Source organism: Pseudomonas cichorii (genome assembly GCF_003700275.1).
Lineage (GTDB): Bacteria > Pseudomonadota > Gammaproteobacteria > Pseudomonadales > Pseudomonadaceae > Aquipseudomonas > Aquipseudomonas cichorii_B.
In genome coordinates this window covers 14823-30693 of record NZ_RBRE01000093.1, presented here as the reverse complement: position 1 = coordinate 30693, position 15871 = coordinate 14823, and the positions used below count along the sequence as shown (strand labels likewise).

Here is a 15871-nt window from a genome sequence, read left to right as displayed (position 1 = left end):
TAAATTCCTGTCGATACGCTGGAGCGATTACTTGCGGATCGGCTTACGCGGACCTTTGCGAGTACGCGCGTTGGTCTTGGTACGCTGACCGCGTACTGGCAGACCACGACGATGACGCAGACCGCGGTAGCAGCCCAAGTCCATCAAGCGCTTGATTTTCATGTTGATTTCGCGACGCAGGTCACCTTCAGTGGTGAACTTCGCCACTTCGCCACGCAGCTGTTCAATCTGCTCGTCGCTCAGATCTTTGATCTTTACCGCTGGGTTAACCCCAGTGGATGCACAGATCTTCTGTGCAGTTGTGCGACCAACACCATAGATGTAGGTCAGCGAGATAACAGTATGCTTGTTATCTGGAATGTTAACGCCTGCAATACGGGCCATTCAGTGGGACTCCAATTGACAGCTACCTACGCCCCGGAAGCCAAGAAATAGGGCGCAAGATAATATCGCTGTAGTAACAAATAATCAACCCAGCAGCGCACTAGCTGCTGGGCTTAAGCACAAATCACAATCAGCCTTGGCGCTGTTTATGACGTGGTTCCGCGCTGCAAATTACTCGAACAACACCTTCGCGGCGAATAATCTTGCAGTTACGGCACAGCTTTTTCACCGATGCACGAACTTTCATCACCAACTCCTCGAACCTTATGGGTACCTCAGCGCAGCATTCCGCCGCCGCTGCCGTAACCCTTCAGGTTGGCTTTCTTCATCAGGGATTCATACTGGTGCGAAACGAGGTGAGATTGTACTTGCGACATAAAGTCCATCACAACCACGACCACGATCAGCAACGAGGTCCCGCCAAGGTAGAACGGTACGTTTGCCGCAACCACCAGAAACTGGGGAAGCAGACACACGGCCGTCATATAAAGAGCACCGAACATGGTCAAGCGAGTCAGGACGCCATCAATATAGCGTGCAGACTGCTCACCTGGACGGATGCCCGGAATAAAGGCACCGGACTTCTTCAGGTTTTCCGCTACGTCTTTCGGATTGAACATCAACGCCGTATAGAAGAAGCAGAAGAAAATAATCCCTGCACTAAACAGCAGAATATTCAACGGCTGACCAGGAGCGATCGACTGCGAGATGTCCTGCAACCAGCCCATACCTTCAGACTGACCGAACCAGGACCCCAACGAAGCCGGGAACAGCAGAATGCTGCTCGCGAAGATGGCAGGAATAACGCCCGCCATGTTCACTTTCAGCGGCAGGTGGCTGGTCTGCGCAGCGAAGACCTTGCGGCCCTGCTGACGCTTGGCGTAGTGAACAGCAATACGACGCTGACCACGCTCAATGAACACCACGAAACCGATGATCGCTACTGCCAGCAAACCGATTGCGACCAGAGCGAAGATATTGATATCACCCTGACGTGCAGACTCGAAAGACTGCCCTACCGCTCTCGGAAGACCGGCGACGATACCTGCGAAGATCAACATCGAGATACCGTTACCAACACCGCGCTCGGTAATCTGCTCGCCCAGCCACATCATGAACATCGCACCAGCCACGAAGGTGGTGACAGCCACGAAGTGGAAGCCGATATCTGCAGAGAAAGCAACGCCCTGACTGGCAAGGCCAACGGACATGCCGATAGCTTGAACCAGAGCCAGGACGACGGTGCCATAGCGGGTGTACTGGCTGATCTTGCGACGGCCAGCTTCACCTTCCTTCTTCAACTGCTCCAGTTGCGGGCTGACGGCGGTCATCAACTGCATGATGATCGATGCCGAAATGTACGGCATGATCCCCAACGCAAAGATACTCATCCGTTCCAGCGCGCCACCGGAAAACATGTTGAACAAGCTAAGAATGGTCCCCTCATTCTGTCGAAACAGGTCTGCGAGTCGCTCCGGGTTAATACCTGGAACCGGGATGTGTGCGCCTATTCGGTAGACGATAATCGCCAGGAACAGAAAACGCAGACGAGCCCAGAGTTCAGACATACCGCCTTTGCCGAGCGCAGAGAGAGCACCTTGCTTAGCCATTTATTCCTCGAACTTGCCGCCAGCTGCTTCGATAGCCGCACGCGCACCTTTGGTGGCTGCGATACCCTTGATGGTGACAGCGCGAGTAACTTCGCCGGACAGCATGATTTTCACGCGCTGTACGTTCTGGTTAATCACGTTGGCATCCTTCAGGGACTGCACAGTTACGATGTCGCCTTCCACTTTGGCCAGCTCGGACAGACGCACTTCTGCGCGGTCCATGGCTTTCAGGGAAACGAAACCGAATTTTGGCAGGCGACGATGCAGCGGCTGTTGACCGCCTTCAAAGCCCGGAGCAATTGTGCCACCGGAGCGGGAGGTCTGACCTTTGTGGCCACGGCCACCGGTCTTGCCCAAACCACTACCGATACCACGGCCCGGACGATGCTTTTCGCGACGGGAACCCGGCGCTGGACTCAGATCATTGAGTTTCATCGATTAACCCTCGACTCGCAGCATGTAGTAAGCCTTGTTGATCATCCCGCGATTTTCGGGAGTATCCAGGACTTCTACAGTGTGACCGATGCGACGCAGACCCAGACCCTTAACGCACAGTTTGTGGTTAGGGAGACGGCCGGCGGTGCTTTTGATCAGCGTTACTTTAACGGTAGCCATGATCAGATGATCTCCTCAACACGCTTGCCGCGTTTGGCAGCAATGGATTCAGGAGACTGCATGCCCTTCAGACCCTTGAAAGTGGCGTGAACCACGTTTACCGGGTTAGTAGAGCCGTAGCACTTGGCCAATACGTTCTGGACACCAGCAACTTCCAGCACTGCGCGCATAGCGCCGCCAGCGATGATACCGGTACCTTCAGAAGCAGGCTGCATGTACACCTTCGAAGCGCCATGAGCAGACTTCATTGCGTACTGCAGAGTAGTGCCGTTCAGATCGACTTGGATCATGTTGCGGCGAGCAGCTTCCATCGCTTTCTGGATTGCAGCAGGCACTTCACGTGACTTGCCACGGCCGAAGCCAACACGCCCTTTACCATCACCCACTACGGTCAACGCAGTGAAAGTGAAGATACGGCCGCCTTTTACGGTTTTGGCCACGCGGTTAACTTGAACCAGCTTCTCGATGTAGCCTTCGTCGCGTTTTTGGTCGTTATTTGCCATAACTTAGAACTCCAGCCCGCCTTCACGAGCAGCATCAGCCAGCGCTTTGACACGGCCGTGGTACTTGAAGCCAGAACGGTCGAAAGCCACTTGCGATACGCCAGCGGCTTTTGCACGCTCGGCGACCAGCTTGCCAACCTTAGTGGCCGCGTCGATGTTGCCAGTGGCGCCATCACGCAGTTCTTTGTCCAAAGTCGAGGCGCTTGCCAGGACTTTGCTGCCGTCGGCCGAAATGACCTGGGCATAAATGTGCTGCGAAGAGCGGTGCACGCAGAGACGCACGACTTCTAGCTCGTGCATTTTCAGGCGTGCTTTGCGAGCGCGACGCAGTCGGGTAACTTTTTTGACGGTCATTTGCTATGCCCTACTTCTTCTTGGCTTCTTTACGGCGGACGACTTCGTCTGCGTAACGCACACCTTTGCCTTTGTACGGCTCAGGACGGCGGAAGTCGCGGATCTCAGCGGCCACTTGACCAACCAACTGCTTATCGATACCACGAATCAGGATATCGGTCTGGTTGGGGGTCTCAGCGGTAATGCCATTAGGCAATTCGTAATCCACCGGGTGCGAGAAGCCAAGTGCCAGGTTCAGGACCGAGCCTTTTGCTTGCGCTTTGTAACCAACACCGACCAGCTGGAGCTTACGCTCGAAGCCTTGGCTTACGCCCTGGACCATGTTGTTAACCAGTGCACGAGTCGTGCCTGCCATTGCGCGAGTTTGTTGATCGCCATTGCGAGCAGAGAAACGCAGCTCACCGGACTCTTCAACAATTTCAACGGACGAATGGACGTTCAGTTCCAGAGTACCCTTGGCACCCTTCACCGAAAGCTGCTGACCGACGAGTTTGACTTCGACGCCGGATGGCAACTTAACGGGGTTCTTAGCTACGCGTGACATGCTTATCCCCCCTTAGAACACAGTGCAAAGCACTTCGCCGCCGACACCGGCAGCGCGCGCAGCACGATCCGTCATCACACCTTTGTTGGTGGAGACGATAGACACACCAAGACCGCCACGAACTTTTGGCAGATCATCGGAGGACTTGTACTGACGCAAGCCTGGGCGGCTGACGCGCTTCACTTCTTCGATGACTGGACGGCCTTCGAAGTACTTCAGCTCGATGGACAGCAACGGTTTGATTTCGCTGCTGATCTGATAACCCGCAATGTAACCTTCGTCTTTCAGGACTTTGGCTACAGCAACCTTCAACGTGGAAGATGGCATGCTTACGACGGGCTTTTCAGCCATCTGGGCATTACGGATACGAGTTAGCATGTCCGCTAACGGGTCCTGCATACTCATGGGCTAGACGCTCCTAATACAAAATAATTAGCCTTTCGGCTACAGCTTGTCGCCGAGATATTCCGGGCAAGTAAAAACACGGGCTCAGGCGAGCCGGCAATTCTAGACCTACACCAGAAACGAATCAAGCCCCAAAAGGGGCTTGATTTGATTTCAAGCTACCTGCCGTCGATTTCTTGCGAAACCTGTGGCAGGTAGCGAGAGATGCGCCTTACCAGCTGGCTTTAACCAGACCTGGAACGTCGCCACGCATTGCTGCTTCACGCAGCTTGTTACGGCCCAGGCCGAACTTGCGATAGACGCCGTGTGGACGACCGGTGATGCGGCAACGGTTACGCATGCGCGAAGCGCTTGCGTCACGTGGTTGCTTCTGCAGAGCTACGGTAGCTTCCCAACGCGCTTCTGGACTTGCGTTCAGATCAACGATGATTGCTTTGAGCGCTGCACGCTTGGCGGCGTACTTGGCAACAGTGAGCTGACGCTTCAGCTCACGGTTTTTCATGCTCTTCTTGGCCATTTTCCTACTCCAATCAGTTGCGGAACGGGAATTTGAAAGCACGCAGCAGTGCGCGGCCTTCGTCATCGTTCTTGGCAGTGGTGGTCAGGGTAATGTCCAGACCGCGGAGAGCATCGATCTTGTCGTAGTCGATTTCCGGGAAGATGATCTGCTCTTTTACGCCCATGCTGTAGTTACCACGACCATCGAAGGACTTGGCATTCAGGCCGCGGAAGTCGCGAACCCGAGGCAGGGAGATCGACAGCAGACGATCCAGGAACTCGTACATACGATCGCGGCGCAGAGTCACTTTGACGCCGATCGGCCAACCTTCACGGACTTTAAAGCCAGCGATGGATTTCCGAGCGTAAGTCACAACGACTTTTTGACCGGTGATCTTTTCCAGGTCAGCAACAGCGTGCTCGATGACTTTCTTGTCGCCGATCGCTTCGCCCAGACCCATGTTCAGGGTGATCTTTGTAACGCGCGGAACTTCCATCACGTTCGCCAGCTTAAGTTCTTCCTTAAGCTTCGGAGCGATTTCCTTCCGGTAAATCTCTTTTAGTCGTGCCATGGTCTTCTACCTAGCAGTGTTCAAGCATCAACCGCTTTTTGGGTCGACTTGAAGACACGAATTTTCTTGCCGTCTTCAACTTTGAAACCAACGCGGTCAGCCTTGTTGGTTGCGCCGTTGAAAATGGCGACGTTGGAAGCGTGCAATGGCGCTTCTTTCTCGACGATACCGCCCTGTACGCCCGACATCGGGTTTGGCTTGGTATGACGCTTCACCAGGTTGATCCCACCAACGACCAGACGGTCGTCAGCGAGAACCTTGAGCACCTTACCGCGCTTACCTTTGTCTTTGCCGGCGATCACGATGATCTCGTCGTCACGACGAATCTTTTGCATGTCGGATCTCCTTACAGCACTTCTGGGGCGAGCGAGACGATCTTCATGAACTTCTCAGTACGAAGTTCACGGGTCACTGGCCCAAAGATACGGGTGCCGATCGGCTCTTGCTTGTTGTTCAACAGAACAGCAGCGTTGCCATCGAAGCGGATGATGGAGCCGTCTGCACGACGCACACCGTGGCGAGTGCGGACTACAACAGCAGTCATCACTTGGCCTTTCTTCACCTTACCGCGCGGAATTGCTTCCTTGACGGTCACTTTGATGATGTCACCGATACCAGCGTAACGACGATGGGAGCCACCCAGCACCTTGATGCACATAACGCGGCGAGCGCCGCTGTTATCGGCCACATCGAGCATGGATTGAGTCTGAATCATATAATTTCTCCGACCCCTAGTCCTTAGACTTCCACAGCGCGTTCGAGGATATCAACCAGTGCCCAGGACTTGGTCTTGGCTACCGGACGAGTTTCACGAATAGTGACCTTGTCGCCGATATGGCACTGATTGGTTTCGTCGTGCGCGTGCAGCTTAGTCGAACGCTTAACGTATTTACCGTAGATTGGGTGCTTGACGCGACGCTCAATCAGAACGGTGATGGTCTTGTCCATCTTGTCGCTGACAACACGGCCAGTCAGCGTACGGACGGTTTTTTCGGCTTCAGCCATGATTACTTACCTGCCTGCTGGTTGAGCACAGTCTTCACGCGAGCGATGTCACGCTTAACTTGCGAGAGCAGGTGAGACTGCCCCAACTGGCCAGTTGCTTTCTGCATACGCAGATTGAACTGGTCGCGCAGCAGGCCGAGCAGTTGCTCGTTCAGCTGCTGTGCTGATTTTTCACGAAGTTCATTCGCTTTCATCACATCACCGTCCGCTTAACAAAGGAGGTGGCGAGCGGCAGCTTTGCAGCAGCCAGGGCGAAAGCCTCACGCGCCAGCTCTTCAGTAACACCCTCGATTTCATACAGGACTTTGCCTGGCTGAATCTGGGCAACCCAGTATTCGACGTTACCCTTACCTTTACCCATCCGAACTTCGAGTGGCTTTTTGGAAATAGGCTTGTCCGGGAATACACGGATCCAGATCTTGCCGCCACGTTTAACGTGACGGGTCAGAGCACGACGCGCTGACTCGATCTGACGAGCGGTGAGACGACCACGAGCTACAGACTTCAGCGCGAACTCGCCGAAGCTGACTTTGCTACCGCGCAATGCCAGACCACGGTTGTGGCCGGTCATTTGCTTGCGGAACTTCGTACGCTTTGGTTGCAACATTTGGCGTACCCCTTACTTAGCAGCTTTTTTACGAGGCGCTGGTGCTTGTGGTTTCAGTTCTTCTTGGCGACCACCAATAACTTCGCCTTTGAAGATCCAAACCTTTACACCGATCACACCGTAAGTGGTGTGAGCTTCGTAGTTGGCATAGTCGATGTCGGCACGCAGGGTGTGCAGTGGCACACGACCTTCGCGATACCATTCAGTACGTGCGATTTCAGCACCGCCGAGACGACCGCTCACTTGGATTTTGATGCCTTTGGCACCAATGCGCATGGCGTTCTGTACAGCGCGCTTCATGGCGCGACGGAACATTACACGACGCTCCAGCTGCTGAGCTACGCTCTGCGCAACCAGCATACCGTCGAGCTCCGGCTTGCGGATCTCTTCGATATTGATGTGCACAGGCACACCCATTTGCTTGGTCAGGTCCTGACGCAGTTTCTCAACATCTTCACCTTTCTTGCCGATCACGATGCCGGGACGAGCGGTGTGGATGGTGATACGTGCAGTCTGAGCCGGACGATGGATATCGATACGGCTTACGGACGCGCTTTTTAGTTTGTCTTGGAGATACTCACGCACCTGCAGATCTGCCAACAGGTAGTCTGCGTAAGTGCGACCGTCTGCGTACCAGACGGAGGTGTGCTCCTTGACGATTCCCAGGCGAATGCCAATGGGATGTACTTTCTGACCCATCTCTTCGACTCCGTTACTTGTCAGCGACCTTGACAGTGATATGGCAAGACCGCTTGACGATGCGATCAGCACGGCCTTTGGCACGTGGCATGATGCGCTTCAGCGAACGCCCTTCGTTGACGAAAACGGTGGAGACCTTCAGGTCATCAACGTCTGCGCCTTCGTTATGCTCGGCGTTGGCTACAGCCGACTCCAGCACTTTCTTCAGGATCTCGGCGGCTTTCTTACTGCTGAAAGCCAACAGGTTGAGCGCTTCGCCCACCTTCTTCCCGCGGATCTGGTCGGCGACCAAGCGGGCTTTCTGGGCGGAGATTCGAGCGCCCGACAACTTAGCGGCTACTTCCATCGTTCCTTACCCCTTAACGCTTGGCTTTCTTGTCTGCCACGTGCCCACGATAAGTGCGGGTACCGGCAAACTCGCCCAGTTTATGGCCGACCATGTCTTCGTTCACGAGAACTGGAACATGTTGACGACCGTTATGCACAGCAATGGTCAGACCGACCATTTGTGGCAGGATCATCGAACGGCGCGACCAGGTTTTCACTGGTTTGCGATCGTTCTTTTCCGCCGCCACTTCGATCTTCTTCAGTAGGTGAAGATCAATAAAAGGACCTTTTTTCAGAGAACGTGGCACTGTCGTATCCCTCTATTTACTTGCGACGACGGACGATCATTTTGTCGGTACGCTTATTACCACGAGTCTTCGCGCCCTTAGTCGGGAAGCCCCACGGCGATACCGGATGACGACCACCAGAGGTACGACCTTCACCACCACCATGTGGGTGGTCAACCGGGTTCATGGCAACACCACGAACGGTTGGGCGAACGCCACGCCAGCGTTTGGCACCAGCTTTACCCAGGGAACGCAGGCTGTGCTCGGAGTTCGAGACTTCGCCAAGCGTTGCACGGCATTCAGCCAGTACTTTACGCATTTCACCGGAACGAAGACGCAGGGTAACGTACACACCTTCACGAGCGATCAGCTGTGCAGAAGCACCAGCGGAACGAGCGATCTGAGCGCCTTTACCTGGCTTCAGTTCGATGCCGTGTACGGTGCTACCAACTGGAATGTTGCGCAGTTGAAGAGCGTTACCTGGCTTGATTGGAGCCAAGGCACCAGCGATCAGCTGGTCGCCAGCACTCACGCCTTTAGGGGCGATGATGTAGCGGCGCTCGCCGTCTGCGTACAGCAGCAAAGCGATGTGAGCAGTACGGTTTGGATCGTATTCGATACGCTCGACAGTGGCAGCGATGCCATCTTTGTCGTTGCGACGGAAATCAACCAAACGATAGTGCTGCTTATGACCACCACCCACGTGACGTGTAGTGATACGGCCATTGTTGTTACGACCACCAGTCTTCGATTTTTTCTCGAGCAGCGGTGCGTGAGGAGCGCCTTTATGCAGCTCCTGGTTGACCACCTTGACCACAAAACGGCGGCCAGGGGAAGTCGGTTTGCATTTAACGATTGCCATGATGCACCCCTTCCTTACTCAGCACTGCTGCTGAAATCGAGATCTTGGCCTGGCTGAAGGGAGATAACTGCCTTCTTCCAGTCATTACGCTTGCCCAGACCGCGAGCAGTGCGCTTGCTCTTACCCAGAACATTCAGGGTAGTAACACGCTCTACTTTCACGCTGAACAGGCTTTCGACGGCCTTCTTGATTTCCAGCTTGGTTGCATCGGTAGCAACCTTGAAAACGAACTGGCCTTTCTTGTCAGCCAGAACCGTGGCCTTTTCGGAAACGTGCGGGCCAAGTAGAACTTTAAATACGCGTTCCTGGTTCATCCCAGCAGCTCCTCGAATTTCTTCACGGCCGACACAGTGATCAACACTTTGTCGTATGCGATCAGACTAACTGGATCGGAACCTTGAACGTCACGTACATCTACGTGCGGCAGGTTACGAGCAGCCAGGTACAGATTCTGGTCAACAGCGTCGGACACGATCAGAACATCAGTCAGACCCATGCCGTTCAGCTTGCCAAGCAAGTCTTTGGTTTTCGGTGCTTCAACAGCGAAATCCTGAACCACGACCAGACGATCAGTACGAACCAGTTCAGCAAGGATGGAGCGCAGAGCTGCGCGATACATCTTCTTGTTGAGCTTCTGAGAGTGATCCTGTGGACGTGCTGCGAAAGTAGTACCACCGCCACGCCAGATTGGGCTACGGATAGTACCGGCACGAGCGCGACCAGTACCCTTTTGACGCCATGGGCGCTTACCGCCACCGGAAACGTCAGAACGGGTCTTTTGCTGCTTGCTACCCTGACGACCGCCAGCCATGTAGGCCACGACTGCCTGGTGAACCAGCGTCTCGTTGAATTCGCCGCCAAATGTCAGTTCGGAAACTTCGATTGCTTGAGCGTCATTTACATTTAATTGCATGTCAGCTTCCCCTTAACCGCGAGCCTTGGCTGCTGGACGTACAACCAGGTTGCCGCCAGTAGCGCCAGGAACAGCGCCCTTGACCAACAACAGATTGCGTTCAGCGTCCACGCGCACTACTTCCAGGGACTGCACGGTCACGCGCTCAGCGCCCATATGACCGGACATTTTCTTGCCCTTGAATACACGACCAGGAGTCTGGCACTGGCCGATAGAGCCCGGGACGCGGTGGGAGACGGAGTTACCGTGGGTGTTATCCTGACCACGGAAATTCCAGCGCTTGATCGTACCCTGGAAGCCTTTACCCTTGGACTGACCGGTTACATCAACCAGTTGACCAGCAGCGAAGATTTCAGCGTTGATCTGATCGCCAGCCTGGTACTCGCCTTCTTCAAGACGGAATTCCATGACAGTACGACCGGCAGCTACGTTCGCCTTGGCGAAGTGGCCAGCCTGAGCGGCTGTAACACGCGAAGCGCGACGCTCGCCGACAGTGACTTGCACTGCACGATAGCCATCGGTTTCTTCGGTTTTGAACTGAGTGACGCGATTCGGCTCGATCTCAATGACCGTGACCGGAATGGAGACACCTTCTTCGGTGAAAATACGGGTCATACCGCATTTACGACCGACTACACCAATAGTCATGTTGTAAACCTCATGAGTGTACGGGGCTTTCACCCGCTATGGCCGCCCATTTCAGAGCGTTACACGACTAAGACCCAAGTCTTAGCCGAGGCTGATCTGTACTTCCACACCGGCCGCAAGATCAAGCTTCATAAGAGCATCAACGGTTTTATCCGTTGGCTGGACGATGTCCAGTACGCGCTTATGAGTACGGATCTCGTACTGGTCGCGCGCGTCTTTGTTGACGTGCGGAGAGACCAGAACGGTGAACCGCTCTTTACGGGTCGGCAGTGGAATCGGACCACGCACCTGTGCACCAGTACGTTTCGCGGTTTCCACGATTTCCTGGGTTGATTGGTCGATCAGGCGATGGTCAAAAGCCTTCAACCTGATACGGATTTGCTGATTTTGCATTGGATTTCAGACTCCAGATTGCTGTTCCCACCGAGCGCAATACGCCCGTTAAAAGGAGGCGCAATTCTATAGACGAGATACCAGAGTGTCAACCCAATAAAAAAGCCCCCGCAAGCGGAGGCTTTTTCTGGAATCAACGCTTAGGCGATGATTTTGGCTACGACGCCAGCGCCGACGGTACGACCGCCTTCACGAATAGCGAAACGCAGACCGTCTTCCATTGCGATTGGCTTGATCAGGGTAACGGAAACTTTAACGTTATCACCTGGCATAACCATTTCTACGCCTTCCGGCAGTTCGCAGCTACCAGTTACGTCGGTAGTACGGAAGTAGAACTGTGGACGATAGCCTTTGAAGAAAGGAGTATGACGACCACCTTCTTCTTTGCTCAGAACGTAGATTTCAGCTTCGAACTGAGTGTGCGGCTTGACGGTGCCTGGCTTGACCAGAACCTGGCCACGCTCAACGTCGTCACGCTTGGTGCCACGCAGCAGAACGCCACAGTTCTCACCAGCACGACCTTCGTCCAGCAGCTTGCGGAACATCTCAACGCCAGTGCAAGTAGTCTTGGTAGTGTCACGCAGACCTACGATTTCTACTTCTTCCTGGATCTTGATGATGCCACGCTCAACACGACCAGTTACAACAGTACCGCGACCGGAGATCGAGAATACGTCTTCGATTGGCATCAGGAACGGCTTGTCGATAGCGCGCTCCGGCTCTGGGATGTAGCTGTCCAGAGTTTCAACCAGCTTCTTGACAGCCGAAGTACCCATTTCGTTGTCGTCTTGGCCGTTCAGAGCCATCAGAGCCGAACCGATGATGATAGGAGTATCGTCACCTGGGAAGTCGTAGGTGCTCAGCAGATCGCGAACTTCCATTTCGACCAGTTCCAGCAGCTCAGCGTCGTCAACCATGTCAGCCTTGTTCAGGAAGACAACGATGTACGGAACGCCAACCTGACGGGACAGCAGGATGTGCTCACGAGTTTGTGGCATCGGACCATCGGCAGCCGAACAAACCAGGATAGCGCCGTCCATCTGGGCAGCACCGGTGATCATGTTCTTGACGTAGTCGGCGTGACCTGGGCAGTCAACGTGCGCGTAGTGACGTACGGACGAATCGTACTCTACGTGTGCAGTGTTGATGGTGATACCACGAGCCTTTTCTTCTGGCGCGCTGTCGATTTTGTCGAAGTCGACTTTAGCCGAACCGAAAACTTCGGAACAAACGCGAGTCAGAGCAGCGGTCAGAGTGGTTTTACCGTGGTCAACGTGACCGATGGTGCCAACGTTGACGTGCGGTTTGTTACGTTCAAATTTTTCTTTAGCCACGACAGTGAACTCCTAGCCTAAAGGGGCTGAATCAGCCTTGTTTTTTAACGATAGCTTCGACGACATTCGACGGAGCTTCGGAGTATTTGGAGAATTCCATAGAGTAGCTCGCGCGACCCTGAGACATGGAGCGGACGTCGGTCGCATAACCGAACATCTCACCCAACGGAACTTCGGCGCGGATAACCTTGCCGGAAACCGTATCTTCCATACCCTGGATCAGACCACGACGACGGTTCAGGTCACCCATCACGTCACCCATGTAGTCCTCAGGTGTTACAACTTCAACCTTCATGATCGGCTCAAGAACAACACCGCCACCTTTGGTAGCCAGTTGCTTGGTCGCCATGGAGGCCGCCACCTTGAACGCCATCTCGTTGGAGTCGACGTCGTGGTAAGAACCATCGAAAACGGTAGCCTTCAGGCCGATCAGCGGATAGCCGGCAACAACACCGTTCTTCATCTGCTCTTCGATGCCTTTCTGGATGGCAGGGATGTATTCCTTAGGAACAACACCACCAACCACTTCGTTCACGAATTGCAGACCTTCCTGACCTTCATCAGCAGGAGCAAAACGGATCCAGCAATGGCCAAACTGACCACGACCGCCGGACTGACGAACGAACTTGCCTTCGATCTCACAAGCCTTCGTGATCTTCTCACGATAGGAAACTTGTGGTTTACCGATGTTGGCTTCGACGTTGAACTCACGGCGCATCCGGTCAACCAGGATGTCCAGGTGCAATTCGCCCATGCCAGAGATGATCGTTTGACCAGTCTCTTCATCAGTCTTGACGCGGAAAGAAGGGTCTTCCTGAGCGAGTTTGCCCAGAGCGATACCCATTTTTTCCTGGTCATCCTTGGTTTTTGGCTCAACGGCAACCGAGATAACCGGCTCCGGGAAGTCCATACGAACCAGGATGATTGGCTTATCAGACGAGCAGAGGGTATCACCAGTGGTGACATCCTTCATGCCGATCAGAGCCGCGATGTCGCCAGCGCGAACCTCTTTGATCTCTTCACGGGTGTTCGCATGCATTTGCACCATACGACCAACGCGCTCTTTCTTGCCTTTTACCGAGTTGATCACGCCATCGCCGGAGCTCAACACGCCCGAGTAAACGCGAGCAAAGGTCAAGGTACCCACGAATGGGTCGGTAGCGATCTTGAACGCCAGAGCCGAGAACGGCTCGTTGTCGTCTGCATGACGCTCCATTTCGACAGTCTCGTCATCCGGATCGGAACCCTTGATGGCTGGAATGTCGACAGGTGCCGGCAGGTAGTCGATAACGGCGTCGAGAACCAGGGGAACACCCTTGTTCTTGAAAGAGGAACCGCAAACAGCAAGAACGATTTCACCAGCGATTGTACGCTGACGCAGAGCGCCCTTGATTTCCTCGATGGAGAGCTCTTCACCCTCGAGGTACTTGTTCATCAGCTCTTCGTTGGCTTCGGCAGCTGCCTCAACCATGTTGCTGCGCCACTCTTCAGCCAGCTCCTGCAGTTCAGCAGGGATAGCTTCGCGACGTGGAGCCATGCCCTTGTCGGCATCATTCCAGTAAACAGCTTCCATGGACATCAGATCGATCTGACCCTGGAAGTTGTCTTCAGCACCGATTGCCAGCTGAATAGGCACAGGAGTGTGACCCAGACGCTGCTTGATCTGGCCGATCACGCGCAGGAAGTTGGCACCGGCACGGTCCATCTTGTTTACGTAAACAAGACGTGGAACACCGTACTTGTTGGCTTGACGCCATACGGTTTCCGACTGAGGCTCAACACCCGAGGTACCGCAGAACACAACGACAGCGCCGTCGAGTACGCGCAGCGAACGCTCTACTTCAATAGTGAAGTCAACGTGGCCAGGGGTATCGATGATGTTGAAGCGGTGTTTCGGGAACTGCTTGACCGAACCTTCCCAGAAGGCGGTAGTAGCAGCGGAAGTAATGGTAATACCCCGCTCCTGCTCCTGCACCATCCAGTCCATGGTCGCGGCGCCATCATGCACCTCGCCCATTTTGTGGTTCACGCCTGTATAGAACAGGACGCGCTCAGTAGTCGTGGTTTTACCCGCGTCCACGTGAGCAACGATACCAATGTTACGGTAGCGTTTAATATCGGTTGTACGAGCCATAAAGCCCTCGCAAAATTAGTGACGCTAAAATTAGAAGCGGTAGTGCGAGAAAGCCTTGTTGGCTTCAGCCATACGGTGCACGTCTTCACGCTTCTTAACTGCAGCACCTTTACCTTCGGCGGCGTCCAGCAGTTCGCCAGCCAAACGCAGAGCCATAGACTTCTCACCGCGCTTGCGCGCGAAGTCTACCAGCCAGCGCATTGCCAATGCATTACGACGGGAAGGACGAACTTCAACCGGAACCTGGTAAGTAGCACCGCCTACACGGCGCGACTTTACTTCGACCAGCGGAGCGATGGCGTCGAGAGCTTTCTCGAAGATTTCCAGGGGGTCGCTGTTCTTGCGTTCTTTAACCTTGTCCAGCGCGCCATAAACGATACGCTCGGCAACGGCTTTCTTGCCGCTTTCCATCACGTGGTTCATGAACTTGGCCAGGATTTGGCTTCCGTATTTTGGATCGTCAAGCACTTCGCGCTTGGCTGCTACGCGTCTTCTTGGCATGGATAAGCCCTCAAACGGTCTTCAGGTTAGCTCGGAACCACCATCCCCTGAGGAATGCGTCCGACCTTACTCTTATCGACTCAGAAAAATAGAAATCTGCAAATTCAAACAGAAACCAAATACTACTTAGGCTTCTTGGTACCGTATTTCGAGCGACCCTGGTTACGACCTTTAACGCCGGAAGTATCCAAAGAACCACGAACGGTGTGATAGCGAACACCTGGCAAGTCTTTTACACGACCGCCACGGATCAGTACCACGCTGTGCTCTTGCAGGTTGTGACCTTCACCACCGATGTACGAGGAAACCTCGAAACCGTTGGTCAGGCGCACACGGCAGACTTTACGCAATGCCGAGTTAGGTTTTTTCGGCGTGGTGGTATACACACGAGTGCACACACCGCGACGTTGCGGGCAGTTCTGCAGCGCAGGCACGTCGGATTTCTCGACGATACGCTTACGCGGCTGACGTACCAGCTGGTTGATAGTTGCCATCTACTAGCTCCACTGTTGTCTTGCGACGCTATTGTCTTACAAGAAAAGCAAATGACAGGACAGAAGTCCCGCCAAATTTAGGGGTACAAGAGTCTAAAGAGGATCCTGCCCCCAGTCAAGGCAAAGCCCCGACGTCTTCCTCCGGCGAACGCAACAAAATGCTGCAATTCATCAGAAGAAAA

The 15871-nt window shown here is 54.2% G+C and carries 28 protein-coding genes; all 28 read right to left on the bottom strand.

From position 1 onward, the window contains the following. Window positions 1-27: 27 nt before the first annotated feature. The 28 genes from rpsM to rpsL all read right to left on the bottom strand — a co-directional run bounded on the left by rpsM (window position 28) and on the right by rpsL (window position 15689). Window positions 28-384: a 30S ribosomal protein S13 gene (gene rpsM / locus ALQ04_RS25060; RefSeq protein WP_122318501.1), complete on the bottom strand. Its 357-nt coding sequence runs from the start codon at window positions 382-384 to the stop codon at window positions 28-30. A gap of 130 nt (window positions 385-514) precedes the next feature. After that, window positions 515-631 carry a 50S ribosomal protein L36 gene (gene rpmJ / locus ALQ04_RS25055; RefSeq protein ID WP_002555468.1) on the bottom strand — a complete coding sequence of 39 codons (117 nt, stop codon included), beginning with the start codon at window positions 629-631 and terminating at the stop codon, window positions 515-517. Window positions 632-659: 28 nt separating this feature from the next. Continuing rightward, window positions 660-1994, bottom strand: a complete 1335-nt coding sequence (gene secY / locus ALQ04_RS25050; RefSeq protein WP_122318500.1) for a preprotein translocase subunit SecY — start codon at window positions 1992-1994, stop codon at window positions 660-662. After that, the gene (gene rplO, locus ALQ04_RS25045) at window positions 1995-2429 is read right to left on the bottom strand and encodes a 50S ribosomal protein L15 (RefSeq protein WP_007924183.1); all 435 of its coding nucleotides are present in this window, start codon (window positions 2427-2429) and stop codon (window positions 1995-1997) included. A 3-nt stretch (window positions 2430-2432) separates the two neighbouring features. After that, window positions 2433-2609: a 50S ribosomal protein L30 gene (gene rpmD, locus ALQ04_RS25040; RefSeq protein ID WP_010220317.1), complete on the bottom strand. Its 177-nt coding sequence runs from the start codon at window positions 2607-2609 to the stop codon at window positions 2433-2435. 2 nt (window positions 2610-2611) lie between these two features. Continuing rightward, complete coding sequence (rpsE, locus tag ALQ04_RS25035) at window positions 2612-3112, bottom strand: 30S ribosomal protein S5 (RefSeq protein WP_024687031.1); 501 nt, start codon at window positions 3110-3112, stop codon at window positions 2612-2614. Window positions 3113-3115: 3 nt separating this feature from the next. Further along, window positions 3116-3466: a 50S ribosomal protein L18 gene (gene rplR / locus ALQ04_RS25030; RefSeq protein ID WP_002555473.1), complete on the bottom strand. Its 351-nt coding sequence runs from the start codon at window positions 3464-3466 to the stop codon at window positions 3116-3118. 10 nt (window positions 3467-3476) lie between these two features. Next, the gene (gene rplF, locus ALQ04_RS25025) at window positions 3477-4010 is read right to left on the bottom strand and encodes a 50S ribosomal protein L6 (RefSeq protein WP_122318499.1); all 534 of its coding nucleotides are present in this window, start codon (window positions 4008-4010) and stop codon (window positions 3477-3479) included. 12 nt (window positions 4011-4022) lie between these two features. Further along, a complete protein-coding gene (gene rpsH, locus ALQ04_RS25020) occupies window positions 4023-4415 on the bottom strand; it encodes a 30S ribosomal protein S8 (protein WP_025262048.1) in 393 nt (130 codons plus the stop codon). Window positions 4416-4626: 211 nt separating this feature from the next. After that, entirely contained in the window at window positions 4627-4932 is a 306-nt protein-coding gene (rpsN, locus tag ALQ04_RS25015) for a 30S ribosomal protein S14 (protein ID WP_122318498.1), read from the bottom strand. Between the two features lie 13 nt (window positions 4933-4945). Beyond that, window positions 4946-5485 (bottom strand): 50S ribosomal protein L5, encoded by a 540-nt coding sequence (gene rplE, locus ALQ04_RS25010; protein ID WP_004883677.1) that lies wholly within the window; start codon window positions 5483-5485, stop codon window positions 4946-4948. A gap of 20 nt (window positions 5486-5505) precedes the next feature. Then, a complete protein-coding gene (gene rplX, locus ALQ04_RS25005) occupies window positions 5506-5820 on the bottom strand; it encodes a 50S ribosomal protein L24 (protein ID WP_002555478.1) in 315 nt (104 codons plus the stop codon). Between the two features lie 11 nt (window positions 5821-5831). Beyond that, window positions 5832-6200, bottom strand: coding sequence for a 50S ribosomal protein L14 (gene rplN, locus ALQ04_RS25000; protein WP_002555479.1), 369 nt, complete (start codon window positions 6198-6200; stop codon window positions 5832-5834). Window positions 6201-6223: 23 nt separating this feature from the next. Beyond that, window positions 6224-6490, bottom strand: a complete 267-nt coding sequence (gene rpsQ, locus ALQ04_RS24995) for a 30S ribosomal protein S17 (RefSeq protein WP_002555480.1) — start codon at window positions 6488-6490, stop codon at window positions 6224-6226. Between the two features lie 2 nt (window positions 6491-6492). Beyond that, window positions 6493-6684, bottom strand: coding sequence for a 50S ribosomal protein L29 (rpmC, locus tag ALQ04_RS24990; protein WP_002555481.1), 192 nt, complete (start codon window positions 6682-6684; stop codon window positions 6493-6495). Then, window positions 6684-7097, bottom strand: a complete 414-nt coding sequence (gene rplP, locus ALQ04_RS24985; protein WP_025262050.1) for a 50S ribosomal protein L16 — start codon at window positions 7095-7097, stop codon at window positions 6684-6686. Before rplP ends, rpmC begins: the two co-directional genes overlap by 1 nt. A gap of 12 nt (window positions 7098-7109) precedes the next feature. Next, window positions 7110-7796, bottom strand: a complete 687-nt coding sequence (rpsC, locus tag ALQ04_RS24980) for a 30S ribosomal protein S3 (protein WP_025262051.1) — start codon at window positions 7794-7796, stop codon at window positions 7110-7112. Between the two features lie 13 nt (window positions 7797-7809). Beyond that, on the bottom strand, window positions 7810-8142 hold the full coding sequence (rplV, locus tag ALQ04_RS24975) for a 50S ribosomal protein L22 (protein ID WP_002555485.1): 333 nt from the start codon (window positions 8140-8142) through the stop codon (window positions 7810-7812). Between the two features lie 13 nt (window positions 8143-8155). Beyond that, window positions 8156-8431, bottom strand: coding sequence for a 30S ribosomal protein S19 (rpsS, locus tag ALQ04_RS24970; protein WP_002555486.1), 276 nt, complete (start codon window positions 8429-8431; stop codon window positions 8156-8158). A gap of 16 nt (window positions 8432-8447) precedes the next feature. Next, complete coding sequence (gene rplB, locus ALQ04_RS24965; protein ID WP_122210823.1) at window positions 8448-9272, bottom strand: 50S ribosomal protein L2; 825 nt, start codon at window positions 9270-9272, stop codon at window positions 8448-8450. A 14-nt stretch (window positions 9273-9286) separates the two neighbouring features. Continuing rightward, window positions 9287-9586: a 50S ribosomal protein L23 gene (gene rplW / locus ALQ04_RS24960; RefSeq protein ID WP_002555488.1), complete on the bottom strand. Its 300-nt coding sequence runs from the start codon at window positions 9584-9586 to the stop codon at window positions 9287-9289. After that, a complete protein-coding gene (gene rplD, locus ALQ04_RS24955) occupies window positions 9583-10185 on the bottom strand; it encodes a 50S ribosomal protein L4 (protein WP_122318497.1) in 603 nt (200 codons plus the stop codon). Before rplD ends, rplW begins: the two co-directional genes overlap by 4 nt. 12 nt (window positions 10186-10197) lie before the next feature. Next, window positions 10198-10833, bottom strand: a complete 636-nt coding sequence (rplC, locus tag ALQ04_RS24950; RefSeq protein ID WP_004397052.1) for a 50S ribosomal protein L3 — start codon at window positions 10831-10833, stop codon at window positions 10198-10200. Window positions 10834-10914: 81 nt separating this feature from the next. Continuing rightward, entirely contained in the window at window positions 10915-11226 is a 312-nt protein-coding gene (gene rpsJ / locus ALQ04_RS24945; RefSeq protein ID WP_003186070.1) for a 30S ribosomal protein S10, read from the bottom strand. Window positions 11227-11366: 140 nt separating this feature from the next. Beyond that, window positions 11367-12560 carry an elongation factor Tu gene (tuf, locus tag ALQ04_RS24940; RefSeq protein ID WP_025262054.1) on the bottom strand — a complete coding sequence of 398 codons (1194 nt, stop codon included), beginning with the start codon at window positions 12558-12560 and terminating at the stop codon, window positions 11367-11369. A gap of 31 nt (window positions 12561-12591) precedes the next feature. Continuing rightward, window positions 12592-14694 (bottom strand): elongation factor G, encoded by a 2103-nt coding sequence (gene fusA, locus ALQ04_RS24935; protein WP_122318496.1) that lies wholly within the window; start codon window positions 14692-14694, stop codon window positions 12592-12594. A gap of 30 nt (window positions 14695-14724) precedes the next feature. Beyond that, a complete protein-coding gene (rpsG, locus tag ALQ04_RS24930; RefSeq protein WP_010490886.1) occupies window positions 14725-15195 on the bottom strand; it encodes a 30S ribosomal protein S7 in 471 nt (156 codons plus the stop codon). Between the two features lie 122 nt (window positions 15196-15317). Continuing rightward, on the bottom strand, window positions 15318-15689 hold the full coding sequence (gene rpsL / locus ALQ04_RS24925) for a 30S ribosomal protein S12 (protein WP_002555494.1): 372 nt from the start codon (window positions 15687-15689) through the stop codon (window positions 15318-15320). Between the last annotated feature and the right edge of the window lie 182 nt (window positions 15690-15871).